The sequence below is a fragment of the Flavobacterium sp. 38 genome (genome assembly GCF_057799715.1).
Genome location: NZ_JBYNWZ010000002.1, coordinates 449,515 through 467,049 on the forward strand (window position 1 = coordinate 449,515; position 17,535 = coordinate 467,049).

Genomic DNA, 17,535 nt, shown 5'->3' on the forward strand with positions numbered 1-17,535 from the left:
AATCTAAAATAATACCCATGACGATAGAAGATCTTTTAAAAAGTAAAGTAATCGAAAATCCGATTAAGAGATTCAAGAAAGAACTAGAAGAAATTGTAAACAGCAATCTGCTTTCTAAGTTATTTTCTGGTACAAAACTCAAAAAAGAAGTGGCCGAGTTTGGTTTGGCACTTTTGAAGTTGGAAGACAATTATTACAGCAATTATATTTCGCTGGGCTCTACGCAAGCCGAAACCTTTGCCACTTTGGTCAAAGAGAATATGTGGGACGATAAAAATTATTACGATCTGCTGGTTTATTTCTTTGGCGAAGAAAACGCGGCGTACGTAAAAGAGGCTTGGAAAAGATTGCCTCAAAAAATGTATCAGCACGGTTATGCGAGACGCTCTTTTAGAGCGCCGAATCATAAGAGTTATTTGCTTGTTAATCAGGTTAATTTTCTGCGTTCGTTGCTCAACGGACCGTATAAATACAATTATCAAGACAGTACGACTTTTTATTATGATTTAAGTATCGAAGACCAGATTCGTTACGATACCGAGATTTCCAATTCGGTTAATCAGTTTATGGTTTGGTCGTCGGCGATTGATTTGGGTAAGGAAGGTCTTTTTCAATTGTTTGAAGATATTATTTTCAATAAAGATTCGCACGGAAAAGTATCGCGAAATATCATCAAAGCACTTTTAAACAGCGAAAAACAAGAAAGCTGGGAACTGGTCGAAAAATTGCTTTTGGCAGCACAGCGTCAGGAAGGTTTGCGCCAGACGGTTTTAGAAGCGTTGGACGAAACGAGTATCGGCGCTTTGCAATACATGATTCGAGTAATTATCGATAATAAACTAACGCGTTTTTCATCTGTCGTAAGAGCGATCGATACGTGGACAGGTTTAGGCTGGGAATCGGAGAAAGAAACAACCGTTCGAAACATAATCGATTTGGCTTCGGGTTATTTTTCGAATCCAGAAACGATTTCAACTGGCGTTAAAAGCAAAAACAACAATGAAGTGTATATGGCGCTTTGGGTTCAGGGCGTTTTAGATGTCGAGAAAACGGTTCCGTATCTGCATGAATTGCTAGAAAAAGGTTCGGTTGAAAAGAAATCTCTGGCGTTGAAATTTGCAGGAGAAACCAACGATCCGTACATCGAAATGCCTTTGTATTTTAAAGCTTTAGATGACGAAAATCTGCAAGTTTTGGCTTTTGCCGTTCCGAGAATGAATATGCTGTTGGAAGCCAATGCCAGATCTAAATTTTATATAGAAAATGCCGATTATCCGAACTTCTTCAACAAAGTATTTGACCTTGCCCAGAAAATAACTGAAAAGGAAAAAACTTTTGAAGGAAAAGTATTTTCGTGGCTTAACATTAAGTTTGAACGTGATACGCTTTTTGCAGCAGCGATAAATTTAGTGGGTGATAATAACGAAAGACTAAAAGCGGTTTTAGAACATTTTGAAGGATTTTCTATCAACTTAAGAGAAAAACTGACAAGGAATTTATTGGGCAGTTTTTACCAATATTCATTTTATAGTTCTAACCAGCAGAAAAAGCAGGATAAAGTTCCAACCGATTTTCAGCGAAATTTTGCTTTGCGAATTTTAAAAGATAGGGGAGAATCTCTTGTAGCTTCGGCAATTTGCGTTTTGCAAAACGAGAGTTTAACCGAAAACGAATTGGCTGTTTTTCAGGAATTATACAAGCGTAAGAATTCCAATTTAAAGAAAAATCTAACGGCAATTTTAGTTAAACAGGAAGAGGCGAAAATCACCAATTTTGTCGATCAGACTATAGAAAAAGGCGATTTAGAACAGCGTATGTCTATGTTAGACATAATGCTTCAGCTTCAGAAAAATAACAAACTGACTGATAAAGTAAACGATTGGGTTCAGGATTATCTGAAAAGGCCAAAAATTACCGAAAAAGAAACCAAGTTTATTGAACAGTTAGAACCTTCGCAAAAGAAAAATATATTAAGCGAAGAAAACGGTTATGGCTTTTATACTCCCAATACAGTTTCTGCTTATGAACTTCCAAAACCAGAAGCCGATTCGCTGTATGCTAAATCGGTAAAAGCAGAAAAATATGGTTTTTCTAAACCGATGTCTCATATTAAAGCTGAAATCGCAAAGCTTTATCAATTGTATGAAGAAAACAGAAATTACGAATACGAAATCGAGAATTACGATAATAGTAAATCGACGGTTTTGCTTGGCAATACTTTTAGAACCTTAAAAAATCTGAAAGACGAAAAAGATTCTGAAGCGGTGGCGATAAATTATCCGTTGTATGAAGTTTGGGAAAACTGGTTTAAAAATTCAGGATTGACTGAAAGAGATTTGTTCTTGATGACTTTGGTAAGCAATTGCGACCGAAAAATTTGGAGAGATTTTCTAGAAGAATATGTTTTCTACTATAAAGAATTATTGCCGCACCAAAACAAAAGAGGTTACGATTGGGACAATGCTATTCTAAACATTCTGAATGCTTTACAATTGAAATATTCGTTTCCAGAAAAAGCTGATTTCCTTATTGATGCGTGCAGTACTTTGTATGCTAATCTTCCGCAATCTGTAATCGAATTTGAATACAAACCAGGCAAAGACGAATATTATTATAGTTCTAATAACGGAAACGGCTGGCAGAATCAAGCCTTTTTTGATATTTATCTGAATAAAATAAGCTTGCTTGATCTTACTGCAGAACAAAGCAGTAAAGTTTGGAATCTCTACAGATGGAGACAATTAAACGGTTTAGAGAAAAATATTCCGTTTACCAAACCGCCAATTCATTTGTATTGTGTGGCTTTCGAACAAAATTTAATTACCGAAGGAGAATTGTATGAAGGTATTTTGGAGCCAGAAAGAATTTCGGTTTTAACGGGCGGAAGAAGTCATTACAGACATTATGGAAGCATGGAACTGTTGGATAAATTCCCATTCTTGGTTCCGATGATGAATAAAATCCGTGAGACGTTTTTGGATATCGAAATCAAACGTGGCGATTCAAACACTTCGGTAACGCCTTTGGTACAGAGTTTTCAAATTATTTATGGCGCTAATCGATTGGTTGAAATTATTACAGCACTTGGAAAAGCAAGTTTGTACAAAGGCTATATTTATTCGTGGAGTTATACCGAACTGACGAAACAAAAGCTGTTTAGTTTCTTGCTGAAAAAATGTTATCCGCTAGAAACCGATACGCAGGAAGTTTTTAATGCTTTAGTAAAAAAAGCCAAAATCTCTGAAGCCAAATTGATTCAGACTGCGATTTATGCGCCGCAATGGCAAAAGTTGATTAGCACGTATTTGGACTGGAACGGCTTGGATGAAGGAATCTGGTGGTTTCACGCGCACACTAAAACGGCAACGTATAGCGCTGTAAACTCAGAATTGGAAAGCGAAATGGCGAAATTCTCTTCTATAGATTTACAGGATTTTAAAGACGGAGCGGTCGACAAAGATTGGTTTACATCGGCTTACAAAAAATTAGGAAAAGCAAAATGGGAACTTTTATACGAATCTGCCAAATATGTAACAGACGGAAACGGTCACAGACGTGCGAGATTATACGCTGATACCATTACAGGCGATTTAAAAATTAGAGAAGTAACGGCAAAAGTAAAAGACAAACGCGATCAGGATTATTTAAGAGTTTACGGTTTGGTTCCGTTAAGCAAAACGAGTCCAGAAAAAGATATTTTGGCGCGTTACGAATATTTGCAGCAGTTTAAAAAAGAAAGTAAAGAGTTTGGTTCGATGAAGCAGGCGAGTGAGGCTTTGGCGATACGTGTCGCTTTAGAAAACTTAGCTAGAAATGCTGGATATCCAGATCCAGTTCGTTTGACTTGGGCGATGGAAACGAAGCAGATTCAGAATATTTTATCTAAAGAAACAGAAATAAAATTAGATGATGTAACGGTAAGTTTGGTTATCAATAAAGAAGGAAAAGCCGATCTGGTTACTTTTAAAGGGGATAAAGAAATAAAAGCGATTCCAGCGAAATACAAAAAAGACAAAGGCATTCTGGAATTAACCGCTTACAGAAAAACCATGCGCGAGCAATGGACGCGTTCTAGAAAAGGACTAGAGGAAAGTATGATTCGTGGCGATGAGTTTTTATTCGGAGAAATGCAAAATCTTTTTGAACATCCGATTATTTCGAAACATTTAGAAAAATTAGTTTTTGTTTCTAATGACAATCAGATTGGTTTTTATGTGGACGGAAATCTGATTTCGGCTTTAGGAGAAATGATTCCGTTAAACGAAAGCCAGACTTTTAGAATCGCACATTGTTTCGATCTTCATAAAAATGGAGTTTGGACCGATTTTCAATCGTATTGTTTTGACAATAAAGTGCAGCAGCCGTTTAAACAGATTTTCAGAGAATTGTATGTTCCAACGCCAGATGAGTTGAAAGAGAAATCAATTTCTAGACGTTATGCAGGACATCAGGTTCAGCCAACACAAACTTTGGCTTTATTGAAAACAAGAGGTTGGAAGGTAGATTATGAAGAAGGATTGCAGAAAGTTTTCCATAAAGAAGGCTATCAGGTAAAAATGTATGCTATGGCCGATTGGTTTTCACCAGCTGATGTGGAGAGTCCGACTTTAGAAACGATTGAATTCCATTCTTTAAAAGATTATAAAAACATTGCTTTTGAAGACGTAAATCCGAGGATTTTCTCAGAAGTAATGCGTGACATCGATTTGGTTGTAAGTGTGGCTCATTTGGGCGGTGTCGATCCAGAAGCAAGTCATTCTTCTATCGAAATGAGAGCTGTTTTATTGAGAGAAACTCTGAGATTGTTTAAAATCAAAAATGTGGAGATCACAGGAAATCATGCGATCATTAAAGGAAACATGGCAGAATACAGTGTACATTTAGGAAGTGCAGTTGTGCATCAAGTTCCAGGCAGGTATTTATCGGTTCTTCCGATTCATTCGCAACATAGAGGACGTCTGTTCTTGCCGTTTGCAGATGATGATCCGAAATCGGCTGAGGTGATGTCTAAAGTTTTATTGTTTGCCAAAGATGATGAAATTCAAGACCCGACTATTTTGAGTCAGATTGATAAAACTTATGCTTAAAACCAACTTTTGAATTGTGTTATTTTTAACTTTTTTAACATAAAATGTTAAATTAAGAAACAAATTACTACATTTGTACTTCAAATAAAAGCGAAAGAAATGAGTACTAGTTTAATAAAAGCAGAATATAATGATCGTCTGGCAGGATTTGCCTCGACGCAAAATTATGGATGCAGTATGTATTTTTTCGAAGAGAAAAGCAAGTAGCAATATCAAATTCGAAATGAAGATATAGAAAAAGCGTCCTTTTATTTGGGACGCTTTTTTTGTTTAAAAGCATTTTGATATTGCCTAAATAACAAAAGTAAATTATAAGAATTAACGTATAAATTGTAAAATTTAAAAAAAAAGTGAATGAAAAAATATGTATTAATTAACCCAAATAGCGAAAACTAGTCTTGGAGAGTAATTGGATGAATGACAATTAATTAATATAAAATAGAAATCTGCACGAATAAGCGGACAGGAATTTCTTTGCTTAAATTTAGGGGTTAATTAATTGGTAATCAGAAAATTATGTTAAAAATAAATTTGGAGAATTGATTTTTTCGATATTATCTTTGCTGAACAAAATCACAACAATGATTTTAAAAAAGAATGATTTAAAAAAATATAACAAGTAATAAAATGGATTTAAGTTTTGAATATAAAAGAGAATTAGTACTGCCTGGGTCGGCCTTTGGAAGTATTACAATGCAAGTGCATCATTATAAGCAGTAGGATACGTATGTATCTTATAACTTTGATGAGCACCTTTAATTGGGTGCTTTTTTTATGCTCGTTTGCGACTAAGACACTAAGATTTTTAAAAAGTAAAAAATAAATAATGAATCAAAAAATAGCCATTAAGACAGATCATCATTTTGATCAAAAAATAGGTCGATTTAGGGAAAGTTCTTTTTCTCCTGCCGGGGAAATTGAGTCGAAACTTATGAAACTATGGAATACTGGTGAATTTTTGGGAAAAGTAATGTCACTTACGTGAAATTGCTCTGATACTGTAGAGGTGCATGCAAACCTTTGAAGTTATTGGATTCCCTGAAATACTAGTTTTCCTGAGATTCCAATAACCAAATAAAATATATAACCATGCACAACAACACATTAAAACAGTACAAAAAAGAGATTAAAAAGAAATACGAAATAGCTAAAGAAGGACAACACTTCGATTACTTGTACAAACCGTCTCGTGGAAAACTACGTGATTTCTGTTGGATGATTTTCGAAGAGAATCCGACTCCAGATGACTTGAATGTTTTTAGAAACTTCTTTTCTATGGATTTTGAACCAACAAAGAAGAATAAGTTCAAGGAGAAAAAAGATAAATTCAGACCTATTGAAACCTTCTTTAAAGGAGAAACAGATTTGACAAACATAGATGCTATAAATATGGCTGCGATTTTGGTTGATTTTCAACCGCGTCCTTTTAAGAAATTTAGAAGTGAAGAAATGAAGCAGTTCGAAAGCATCGAAGTAGTTAAAGCTAAAAAAGCGGACAAAGCGAAGAAAGAAAGTTTGGAAAAAAACAGCCCTGAAAAAAAGAAAAAATCAGGCAAAAAAGCTAAACACGAAAATCTTTTCGCAAGTTTTAGAAATATGTTTTCTAGAAGCATAATGTCTTTGTCAAGCGGCTAGCGCGAGTTGATCAAATTAAAGTAAATCTTCGTGAAATAGAAACTGCCAGTATTACGCTGGCAGTATTCTTTTCAACTATTCAAAAAGAGTTTAATTATAAAATTTTATACTACGCAAAATGATTGCGCAGTATAATTTGAATATTTGCTCAAGAAATAAATAAGTTCTTTTAGAAAATGAAAAGCATCAAAGTTTGGCTTTGATTAAAAATATCAAACAAGTCCAGTTGCGTGTTTCTGTATAGCACCATTGTAGGGAACTTTCCGCGAAAGCGAATTATGTTTTTCTATGCAACTTGATTTGGAGGTTTTGATAGTTTTCCAAAAAACTGTCTCCTATCGGTCGTGGGTTCGAATCCCACTCACAGCAATGTGATAGTTCAGTCTGGTTAGAACAATAGAAATTTGCAGGTTCGAATCCTGCATCAACTTAGGTTGATTGGACGAAGTGGTAAGTCAACAGACTCAAAATCTGTATTTCCAGAGACCATCACTCTTAAAAAGATGACCATTAGAAAAAAGCCGATTTGTCTTTGTCAGTGAAATTAAGGTTTCAAATCTGAAGTTTCACACTCATGATCAAGCCAGTGCGAAAAGCAATGTTTTTTGAAATGCCTGTTTTCTTCTCGATTTGATTGCTTAAATGATTTAGGGATCATCTTTGTAAAACACAGTCGAAAAAAATTTGGGTAAACAAATTACAAACTCTTCATCCGTTTTTTTCGGAGGAGAAAGGCAAAGAGGTTTTTTATTTATAAAAGAGAATAGAATAAAGAGAATAGAATAAAGAGACGTTTACAGATTTCAGAACTTGAAACTTTAAACTTGAAAAATAAACAAAAAGTAAAAAAAATATAACGATGATTAAAAGAATTAAAATTGAAGGTTACCAAGTAGGTTTGGTTTTCGAAAATAGAAAATTAGTTAAAGTAGCTGAAGAAGGTTTGCACTGGATTTTTGGTGACAAAAATGTATTGATTTATGATATGAATGCAATTTTTCAAGCGCCTTTTGAATTGAATATTTTATTGCAAAATGAAGTTTTAGCGTCAATGCTTGAAGTTGTTGAGGTTGCTGATAATGAAATTGCTCTTCATTTCGTTAACGGAAACTTTAAAGGTACGTTAACTCCAGGCAGACATACTTTTTGGAAAGGAATTGTAAAAAACGAATTCAAAAAAGCAGATCTTTCTAAGATTGAAATTACAGAAGATATCTCAGTAAACTTATTGGAAAATAACCAATTGAAGTACTTTGTCAGAAAGTTTATTGTGGCAAGCAATGACAAAGCTTTATTGTTTGTTAACGGAAGTTTTTCTAAAGAATTAAAATCTGGAACTCATTATTTTTGGAATAATGCGATTACAATCGAAGTTAAAACAATCGATACAAGACTGCAGCAAGTTGAGATTTCTGGACAAGAATTATTGACCAAAGATAAAGCGGGATTAAGGATTAACTTTTTTGTGAGATACCAAGTGGTTGATATTATGAAAGCTCTGATCGAAAACAAAGACTTTGAAAAACAATTGTATGTTGCGATGCAATTGGCTTTAAGAGCTTTTGTAGGCGGATTGACTTTAGATGAATTATTGGCTAAAAAAGATACTATAGCCGAAGCAATTTTGGCAGAAGTAACAACCAAAATTAAAGACTTAGGTTTAACAATTTCTGATGCCGGAATTAGAGATGTAATTCTTCCAGGCGATATGAAAGAAATCATGAATCAGGTTTTGGTGGCCGAGAAAAAGGCGCAGGCAAACAGTATTATGAGAAGAGAAGAAACCGCTGCAACGAGAAGTTTGCTTAACACAGCAAAGCTGATGGAAGAAAACGAAATGTTGTGGAAATTGAAAGAGATGGAGTACGTCGAGAAAATTGCTGATAAAATCGGGGAAATCACAATTTCTGGAGGCGGAAACGTAATTGGTCAATTGAAGGAAATCTTCGTGAAATAAAGAAAACCATCAACGGAAACGCTGGTGGTTTTAATTTAAAAACTAAAAAAATGAATACTACAGATAAAATTATTATTATCGATTTAGAAGCCACATGTTGGCAGGGTGAAGTCCCGAAAGGGCAAGAAAATGAAATTATTGAAATTGGTCTCGCAGTTTTGGATACTCAAACAGGAGAAATTTCGAAAAACAAAGGAATATTAATCAAACCGTCACGATCAACAGTAAGTCCGTTTTGTACGGAACTCACGACAATTACGCAAGATTTACTGGATGAAAACGGAGTGAGTTTTGAAGAAGCGATCAATCAACTTGTTGATGAGTATCATCCTGATTTATACACTTGGGCAAGTTACGGTCAATACGATCTGAATATGCTTAAAAAACAATGCAAATTATTCGGAGTTGCTTACCCAATGGGAGACGAACATATCAATGTCAAAACTTGGTTTGCAGAAAAGTTTGGTTTAACAAAACCAACGGGAATGAATGGAGCTTTGGCGCTATTGAATATTTCTTTAGAGGGAACGCACCACAGAGGCATTGACGATGCCAAAAACATCGCTAAGATTTTGAATTGGTGTCTTAAAAATTAGAATTTAATTTGTTTTCCAGTTATCAAAAGCATAATTGGTAACTGAAGAAAACTGTAGGCATTATATGTTTGCAGTTTTTGTGTTTTAAACCCATTCTCCTGCGGCGTTGTAATCGTCGGGAAGATAAGTGAGATATTGTACCATTCGTGGTTTTTCTCCTTTGTTAGGTGTTGCGCAGTGCGGAAGCGCATTGTGCCAGATGATAAAATCGCCTGCATTGCCAATAATTGGTTTGGACTGCAAGATTTGTAAAGCTTTGCTTCTTGGATTTTCATCAGGCTCAAGTTCGTCCAACCATTGATCAATTTGATTATGAAAACCCGGAACACAATGAAAAGCGCCATCCTCTGGCCCGCAGTCCGTTAAATAAAGCATGCCTTGAAGTGCGAAAGTCAGCGGTTTTTTTAAACTCATATCCCAATGCAACGGACTTCCGAGAAAATTGAAATCAGATGTCTCAGGCGGATTAAAACTTACTTTATCAATTGTTTTGTAAATCTTATCGGTTTCATAAAGCTGTTCATAAGCCTTTTTTACTCTTGGCGAAAAGCGGTTGCGATTTAAAGTTTCATGATCCGAAAAATTAAGCATGAGACCTTTTTGGTCTTCGTGACGTTTGTACCAGCTTTCCTTTTTATTCGGATCCATTTCTAAATAATTCCAAATCGCGTTTTGGGTGGATTCGCAATCTTCTTTAGAAATCGCATTTTTCACTACGATATAACCGTTTTCATTCCAAAATTCAAGATCTTGTTCAGACAATACATTTTCGGTTAAATCTTCGGTTTCGTAAATGGTATCTCGTTTTCTGCCATTTATCCAATTTTTGAAATTTTCAAAATTGGGTTTTTCAGCATATAAAAAGAGCAATGTATCTTCCATGCCAATGCCGAGTTTGTACAATTCTTTAACTTCGTTATCCCAATTTGAGTGATCTGAATTTGTTTCATTAGGATTTACAACACGTTTCCATAATTGTTCGAGAACTGTCCAAGGCATAAGTTTTTGGTTTAGTTGAAAGAAAACTTAAAAATACGGGATTTATGTTTTGGAGGTTAAAGTAGAAATACCTGTTTTTTGTGCTGAAAATGAATGTGTAATTAGCGCAGATTTGCAATCCGTGCCCACAAAGATTGATTCTTGTTTTTACGCTGAATATTTCTTATTGATGTAGGCACGGATTGCAAATCTGCGCTATCGGATCGCCAGCTTAAGACTCATTTCTTCAATACTCCTTCAATATCTCTTCGGCTCTTTTATCTATGAGGAAAAGTTTCGTTTTACATTTTTCCAATTCAATCTCTTTAAAATCATTTTTCAGTACGACCTTCATTTTGGTAAATGCCTCATCAACATTAATCAGCATAGTAATTTCGCCATCTGGATTTATTTTAGCCAAATCCATAAACGCTTTAATTACTTCTTGCTCATCAAAAGAATCAATTCTAAGCCAGTGTTTTATTCCATCTTGACCTTTAACAAAAATTCCTAATTCATTAGGCACAGCTTTTGGTCTGCTTTCGAGAACATTTTTATTGTACAAGGCCTGATCTGTAGTTGGGGGTAAACCAATTTTTTCGCTGTTAAAAAAGCGCACATAATAATCGTAAATTTCTAAATTCTGATTAAAGGCAAGTTTCCATTTATAGCGTATCCTGTAATCATCCCATTTTTTAGAACTTATCCTGCCCTGCAATACTTCTTCTCGAACTTCTGGTTTAAAACTTTCTATTCTTTGTTTTACAACAAGCGGTCGTGAACTTAAATCTGTAATCTGCTCCCACATCCTATCGGCTTCGGGACCTTCCGGAACTGCTTCTCCCTGAAAACGGCCAATTTCTATTTTATTTTGCCCGGTTGCCCATACCACAACCATACCTTTTGGAGCTAAACCAACTGTAATTGCACTGTAGGTTTCTTTGTGCAGTTCTTTAGTGTAGTCATCATTTTTATTTGCTTTCTCCCAATTAATTCCATAAATTAAATAGCCTTCTTTAAAAAGATTGTATAACTTTTCCTGAGGCATTTTAAAATTTCCTTTGTAGAATTTGTTTTCTGTATACGAATACCAAGCAATTTTTAAACTGTCTGGCATGGGTTTATTTGATTCTCCCACAGACCAACTCCTTAATGATCCTCCCCAGCCATCTTCCATATCGGTGTCATTTGGAATTACAGCTTCGTAATCGTTGCTTAAAATAAAAGCATGAGGATAAATAATCCACATTGGATAACCTTCTGGAGCAGTTGCATCTCCGTCCCATTCAAATTTTTCTGTTTTGTAATTATCTGTTTGTTCCATTTTTTGACATGATACAAGTTGAGAGATTAAAATTATATTTACTACTGCAATTATTTTCGTTATCATTTTTTGCTTGTTTAGGCTGGGTGTATTTTTCTTGTCAATTTGTTTTTCTTAAATCTTGGTCCCATTCCTACCGCCCTGGCATTTGCCGATATGTGCAGATATTGGTTACGGAGTTTTTTTAATTCTTCAAATGGCTCCAGTCGGACAGTTTTTTTACAGGCTCCGTCATTTTTTAAAGCATAGCTTTGCAAAGCTTCTCTAATGTTTTCGAGCTCTGGAATTACCTTATAATTTCGAAACTCAATTTTTTCGTCAAATCGTTTAAAACTTACTTCATATTTTTTGGCTAATTCCATCATAATAGAAAGTGGAATAAATTGATACGAGTTTTTTAGTTTTCTAATTCCATCAAAATTAATGGGATCATTTTTTCCTGATTGTCCTATGATCTGCTCTTCTGTATACCAGCCTTGTTCTATCCACTGAAGTTTGCTTGGCGATCCGCTTTTATTGATATAACGTTTTTCTATATGTTCTGTTTCTTCGTACCCACCTCCGATATCCGAATGTGCTCCTGGCAGCTGCAGTTCGTAACCTACTCCAGCAGTAATTGAGCTGTCAATATTAGTCAAGGAGAAGTTTTCTCGGTACTCGTCTGCTGCTGTAAGATGGACTATTTTCTGCGCCATTCCGCCTAGTTCCAGCTGTAATTCTTCTACATCATTATCAAAGTTATGAGACATTGCAGACCCCAATACCGAAAATCGACCTTCAGGCTCATAGGAAGAAACAGTATCAAACAAACCAACAAATCGATAATATATTTTTGCTTTAGGGTATGCATTTTGCAATGATTTTTTCTGAGTAGTTATAAAACTACGTGCTGCTGCGGCACCACGACTAAAACCAAATACATCTAAACTCAGCTCAGCGACATATTCATTTTTACTATTCCAGGCTAAATTTATTTCTTCTATAATTTCCCTTTTTCCTTTCTCTACCTTGGCAGGAATCCCTGTTTTACCGCTCCCAAAAGCATAACCTTGTGTATCTCCTTTTTCGTTGTCTTCGGTACCTTCACCTTCTATATACTTAGATACAATTCTATCTTTTGGGCTATTTACCTTCATTTTTTCTAAAATAGCAATGTTAGAGTAGTAGTTGTCATAACTGCTTTCTTTTTCCCTCATTTTCTTAAAGACTTCGGTGTTTTTAAGACGCTGATCTGTATTGTTTCGGTTGTTTTTTGTACCGTCAAAAAATATAGAAGCAATCACTTTTACACCAGTTTTAAAATCTTCTAGATCGTCTTTTTCCAGTTCAGGAGGTGTATAATAATGATAATTAATGCTGTCCTTACCTTCCAGCAGGCAGTATCTGCCTGCATAGGTATCAAGGTCACTATTGGTAGTTTCAATTGTAGACTGTCCTTTACTTGTTTTTGTAATGCTTCCTCTGCAAATAGTTATCTTAGTCATAGTTAATTCAATTTTGTGTTTTCGCTACTGTAATTGTTTAAAGTCTTCGCTGCTTTTACATGCACATCATCTTCTTCGCTGTGTAAAATAATTTTCTCTTTAGAGGTAATCTTTCTTTCTTTTTCAGTGTGTGATTTAAGATCTCCTTCAACAACCTCCATCAGGTTGCCCTTGACGTTCAAAATCTTATTACCAACAACCGTCGTATCCATAACTCCGCCAACAGAAGTGGACTTATTTATACCAGCACTTTCATTAATATTCACTCCTGCGGTGGCCGTAATACTTTCTGTTGCTTCTAAAACTATATTTTTGGCTTTTATGGTTATCGTTTCTGGAGAGGTTATATGAATGTTTTTATTCTCCTCATCCAGATGAATCGTATTTCCGCTTGGGTCAGAAAGCCAGATTCCAACTTTCTCTATAAATTTTAGCAGCTGTCCAAAGCGCATTTTAATCGCCTTGATCATATTATTGGGTTCAAAGAATTCAGGCATGGCAAGACCATTAAAATGGGAGCCAGATACATACGGACAATCTGCATTTCCACCTTCAAAAGCTACTATGACTTCGTCACCAATTTCTGGGCGCCAATAGATACCTCTGCCGCCTTGCCCAGAATAATTTTGCAGCACACGCATCCAGTCGCTTTCATTTCCCCAGCCATTCCAGTAGTACTGTACTTTTACTCGGCCCATTTTTTCAGGATCATTATTGTCAGACACTTTTGCGGGCTGGCTATCGGCAATGGTAAATAGTTTTGGGTCTGTGTAATGCGGTACGGCTACATCTGCAGGAATGGCTGTAAATTCGCAGCTGTAATTTCCGTTTACTTGAGAATGATGAATAACTTCTATAGCCAGAAGTTCATGTTCTACGGTTTTATTCTGGATCGTAAATACCTGTCCGACTCCGATTGGGAAATATGAAATTCCGCTGTAAAAAACGCCGTTGGCATCTTTGGCCGCCGTTTCAAGTTTAATCATGGCATCTATTTCCTCCTTATTCTGGGCATTGTTTGTGTAGGCGCCCACTGCGAGATCATTTCGTGTTATACCTATTTGGTTATAGGCGTTGGAAATCGCAAAACGGTCTCTGCTTCCTGTACTCGTTTTTTCTGCAGCATTGCGAATGCTTGAAGCATTCGTATAATCATAACCGCCAAATGAGGCTTTATGCGAAACCAGATTGGTTTGGATTGTAAACTGATGAAGCGACGATCCGCTGATGAGTTTTACGTTGCTCGTTTTGGTCTGTCCAAACTGCATGCGCATGCCATCAAAATAAAACCATTGTGCATAACGTGACGAAAGCCGTTTTAAGAAATTAAAACTCGTTTCATTATACTGCATTCTGCTTTTAAAGACGCTGGTGTTTGTAGGCACAATTGCCTCTCTGTGGTAAAATTCTCCTGAACTTGCTTCTGCAAAAAGTTCCAGAGCAATCTGCTGCAGGTTTTTGCTTAAAAAAATCCTTGACTTGATAAGGTCGTCCAGAAGAACCGAATGGCTTATTCCTTGCACATGAAGACCTGCAGGACTACCATTAAGATCTACAGACTTCAGCCCCTTAATGATTCCCTTAGACATTACTCTGATTCCGTTGACCTTAAAAGTGAAGATTACTTCGCTGCCGTTGTGTTTGCTAATTGCCTTTTCTTGATCTTCTGGATCAATGACTGCCTTTCCGGTATACTGCCACGAAAAAGAAAAATGATGGTGGTCTGCCATTTTCTGCGTGAGCTTCAAATCGTAATAAATAACATTTTTTTCGAATGAGCTGATAGTTACATGAACTTGCTCTGAAAATTTTGACATGCTTTTAGTTTTAAATTGGTTAGTTTAGATTGATTAAGTAATTTCTTACCTTAATAAAAGTAGAACAAACCCATACTGATTGGTTGGTACTAAAAGTTTTATTTATATTAGAATAGGGTAGATTTGCATAAGATGTTTTTAAAATCTTTTAAGATTAGTTGTAATTAACTAAAATTGAAATGCAAAGCAGGTTTTGTTTAAAACAAAAACGGCCGTCTTTTCAGACAGCCGTTTTCAACTTTTTGGTTATATTATTTTGATTTAATTGTTCCCGTAGATTTTACCGTAAAGATCTTTATAAATTTCTTTAATGATTTTACGTTTTAATTTTAGAGTAGGAGTAAGCTGTCCGCCATCGATAGACCAAACATCTGGAGTTAACTCAAAACGTTTGATTTGTTCCCAGTGCCCGAATTTTTTATTGATTTCTTCCACTTCGTTATCAATACGTTTAATAACATCTGCATTTTCGCTTATTTCCTTATCAGTTGAGCCTAAAGTTATTTTATGGATTTTTGCCCATTCTTTTACAAACTCAAAATTAGGCTGAATAAAAGCTCCAGGCATTTTTTCGCCTTCACCAATAACCATAATCTGCTCAATAAAACGAGATTGTTTCATCGCATTTTCGATCATTTGCGGAGCAATATATTTTCCTCCAGAAGTTTTAAACATTTCTTTCTTACGATCGGTAATTTTTAAGAAACCTTCGCTGTCAATTTCTCCAATGTCTCCCGTATGGAAATAACCGTCAATTAAAGCCTCGGCTGTTTTTTCGGGATCTTTGTAATAGCCTAACATTACGTTCGGACCTTTGCATAAGATTTCACCGTCCTCGGCAATTTTAACTTCGATATTACGAATTGGTTTTCCGACAGTTCCAATTTTAAAACCTCTGTTTCTCTGGTCGTTTACCGCAATTACAGGAGAAGTTTCAGATAATCCGTAACCTTCCATAACTGGAATTTCTGCTGCAGCAAAAACTCTCGTCAAACGTGGCTGAAGTGCAGCACTTCCAGAAACCATTAAATCTAAATTCCCTCCTAAACCTTCTTTCCATTTGCTGAAAATTAGTTTGCGGGCAATTTTTAATTGGAATTCATACCAAGCACCGTTCGCTCCGTATGGTTCGTATCTTAAACCTAAATCAATAGCCCAGAAAAATAGTTTTTTCTTAATGCCAGTTAATTCAGCTCCTTTAGCATAAATTTTATCGTATACTTTTTCTAAAAGTCTTGGCACAGCAGTAATAACAGTTGGACGAACTTCTTTTAAGTTATCGCTGATTTTGTCAATTGATTCTCCAAAATATACCGAAACACCATAATATTGATAGATATACAAAATCATTCTTTCAAAAATATGGCAGATTGGCAAGAAACTCAATGCTGTGCTTTTTCCTGGATCAAACGGAATTCTTGGCGCGCTGTCCAATACGTTCGAAACTATATTTTTATGAGAAAGCATTACACCTTTTGGTTTTCCTGTTGTTCCAGAAGTATAAATAATAGTAGCCAAATCATCCGTTTTGATGCTGTCTTTTCTAGCTTCTACTTCATTTTGATTACTTTCGTCTTCACCAGCCAAAAGAAGATCTGACCAGTGCTTGCAACCTGGAATTTCATTAAAAGAATAAACCTCTTTTAAAGTTGGCACATTCGCTTTAATAGCATTTACTTTCTGTAGAACTTCTTCATCAGAAACAAAACAGTAAATACTGCCGCTATGATTTAAAATATATTCGTAATCTTCTTCGGCAATTGTTGGATAAATAGGAACATTTTGAGCACCTGTCTGCAAAATACCAATATCCATTATATTCCACTCCGTTCTATTGTTCGAAGTAATTAAAGCAATTTTATCATCTTTCTGAACGCCCATGCGCAATAATGCTCTCGAAACAGCATTTGCTTTTGCAATATATTCTTGGCTAGATGTTTTTTCCCAGGCTCCATTTTTTTTGGTTGCAAGAGTAACTGGAAGGTTGTAAGTTTCTTGTTGATAATAGGGAAAATCAAAAAGGCGTGTGATTGAAACCATGTTTAATATATTGAATTTTATTGCAAATTAAATAAAATTTAGGTATGATTTTCAGTTTTATAAAATTTTATGGGAAAATTTATATACACTATTAAAAATCAACGAAAACGTTTTCTTTTTTGCGGTAAAATTTCTAAGAAATCAAGAAAAATTTAATTTGAAAATGCTTTTAAGAGGCTATTGTACGTTATAATCTTCATATACTTTTACTCTTTCACCCATCAAAAACATTTTTTTCTTGGCAAAATGAATAGAAAATTGAGAGTAATACCATTCTTCTCCGTCAGTTGGTCTGTACCAAAAAGTGTAAGAAGCACTATTGAATCCTTCTTTAAAAACGGGAACGCCCTCTTCTGTACATTCTATTCCCCAGTTGATTTTTTGTTTGCTTAAATCTTCGGCCTGAATAAAGCCTGTTCCGTCTGGATTTAAAACTGTAATCGGCTCTTTTTGGTTTAATGGAGAGTAAGTTCCAGGTACTGGATAACCAATTGTTGTGGTTATAAATCGATCTTTTGAATTGTGTTTAATCTGATCAACCTGAACTTGTGAATGGGATTGAAAGGCAGTGAAAAATAATGTTATCACTAATAAATGTAAAAATTTCATTCTATGTA

General features: G+C 35.4%; 10 protein-coding genes. 4 read left to right on the forward strand and 6 right to left on the reverse strand.

Features of this window, described 5'->3' with window-relative positions; translation table 11 throughout:
- Positions 1-17: 17 nt before the first annotated feature.
- From AC3E9W_RS07065 to AC3E9W_RS07080, 4 genes are all read left to right on the forward strand, one after another.
- A complete protein-coding gene (locus AC3E9W_RS07065) occupies positions 18-5,087 on the forward strand; it encodes a DUF4132 domain-containing protein (protein ID WP_488767744.1) in 5,070 nt (1,689 codons plus the stop codon).
- 1,089 nt (positions 5,088-6,176) lie between these two features.
- Positions 6,177-6,722 (forward strand): hypothetical protein, encoded by a 546-nt coding sequence (locus tag AC3E9W_RS07070; RefSeq protein ID WP_306160218.1) that lies wholly within the window; start codon positions 6,177-6,179, stop codon positions 6,720-6,722.
- A gap of 859 nt (positions 6,723-7,581) precedes the next feature.
- A complete protein-coding gene (locus AC3E9W_RS07075; protein WP_488767746.1) occupies positions 7,582-8,679 on the forward strand; it encodes a slipin family protein in 1,098 nt (365 codons plus the stop codon).
- 50 nt (positions 8,680-8,729) lie between these two features.
- Entirely contained in the window at positions 8,730-9,275 is a 546-nt protein-coding gene (locus AC3E9W_RS07080) for a 3'-5' exonuclease (protein ID WP_488767747.1), read from the forward strand.
- Positions 9,276-9,359: 84 nt separating this feature from the next.
- Here the strand turns inward: AC3E9W_RS07080 and AC3E9W_RS07085 are convergent, their stop codons facing one another.
- The 6 genes from AC3E9W_RS07085 to AC3E9W_RS07110 all read right to left on the reverse strand — a co-directional run bounded on the left by AC3E9W_RS07085 (position 9,360) and on the right by AC3E9W_RS07110 (position 17,527).
- Positions 9,360-10,274, reverse strand: coding sequence for a phytanoyl-CoA dioxygenase family protein (locus AC3E9W_RS07085; RefSeq protein ID WP_488767749.1), 915 nt, complete (start codon positions 10,272-10,274; stop codon positions 9,360-9,362).
- Between the two features lie 226 nt (positions 10,275-10,500).
- Positions 10,501-11,577 (reverse strand): DUF2931 family protein, encoded by a 1,077-nt coding sequence (locus AC3E9W_RS07090; RefSeq protein ID WP_488767750.1) that lies wholly within the window; start codon positions 11,575-11,577, stop codon positions 10,501-10,503.
- 77 nt (positions 11,578-11,654) lie between these two features.
- Positions 11,655-13,061: a T6SS phospholipase effector Tle1-like catalytic domain-containing protein gene (locus AC3E9W_RS07095; RefSeq protein WP_488767752.1), complete on the reverse strand. Its 1,407-nt coding sequence runs from the start codon at positions 13,059-13,061 to the stop codon at positions 11,655-11,657.
- Positions 13,062-13,063: 2 nt separating this feature from the next.
- Positions 13,064-14,878 carry a type VI secretion system Vgr family protein gene (locus AC3E9W_RS07100; protein ID WP_488767754.1) on the reverse strand — a complete coding sequence of 605 codons (1,815 nt, stop codon included), beginning with the start codon at positions 14,876-14,878 and terminating at the stop codon, positions 13,064-13,066.
- A gap of 261 nt (positions 14,879-15,139) precedes the next feature.
- Positions 15,140-16,918: an AMP-dependent synthetase/ligase gene (locus AC3E9W_RS07105; RefSeq protein ID WP_488767756.1), complete on the reverse strand. Its 1,779-nt coding sequence runs from the start codon at positions 16,916-16,918 to the stop codon at positions 15,140-15,142.
- Positions 16,919-17,095: 177 nt separating this feature from the next.
- The gene (locus AC3E9W_RS07110; protein WP_488767757.1) at positions 17,096-17,527 is read right to left on the reverse strand and encodes a hypothetical protein; all 432 of its coding nucleotides are present in this window, start codon (positions 17,525-17,527) and stop codon (positions 17,096-17,098) included.
- Positions 17,528-17,535 lie beyond the last annotated feature (8 nt).

Excerpts from the sequence above, each read along its gene's own strand:
- AC3E9W_RS07095 (WP_488767752.1), bottom strand. The coding sequence starts at position 13,061 with ATGACTAAGATAACTATTTGCAGAGGAAGCATTACAAAAACAAGTAAA.
- AC3E9W_RS07080 (WP_488767747.1), top strand. The coding sequence starts at position 8,730 with ATGAATACTACAGATAAAATTATTATTATCGATTTAGAAGCCACATGT.
- AC3E9W_RS07090 (WP_488767750.1), bottom strand. The coding sequence starts at position 11,577 with ATGGAACAAACAGATAATTACAAAACAGAAAAATTTGAATGGGACGGA.
- AC3E9W_RS07065 (WP_488767744.1), top strand. The coding sequence starts at position 18 with ATGACGATAGAAGATCTTTTAAAAAGTAAAGTAATCGAAAATCCGATT.
- AC3E9W_RS07085 (WP_488767749.1), bottom strand. The coding sequence starts at position 10,274 with ATGCCTTGGACAGTTCTCGAACAATTATGGAAACGTGTTGTAAATCCT.
- AC3E9W_RS07105 (WP_488767756.1), bottom strand. The coding sequence starts at position 16,918 with ATGGTTTCAATCACACGCCTTTTTGATTTTCCCTATTATCAACAAGAA.
- AC3E9W_RS07110 (WP_488767757.1), bottom strand. The coding sequence starts at position 17,527 with ATGAAATTTTTACATTTATTAGTGATAACATTATTTTTCACTGCCTTT.
- AC3E9W_RS07075 (WP_488767746.1), top strand. The coding sequence starts at position 7,582 with ATGATTAAAAGAATTAAAATTGAAGGTTACCAAGTAGGTTTGGTTTTC.
- AC3E9W_RS07070 (WP_306160218.1), top strand. The coding sequence starts at position 6,177 with ATGCACAACAACACATTAAAACAGTACAAAAAAGAGATTAAAAAGAAA.
- AC3E9W_RS07100 (WP_488767754.1), bottom strand. The coding sequence starts at position 14,878 with ATGTCAAAATTTTCAGAGCAAGTTCATGTAACTATCAGCTCATTCGAA.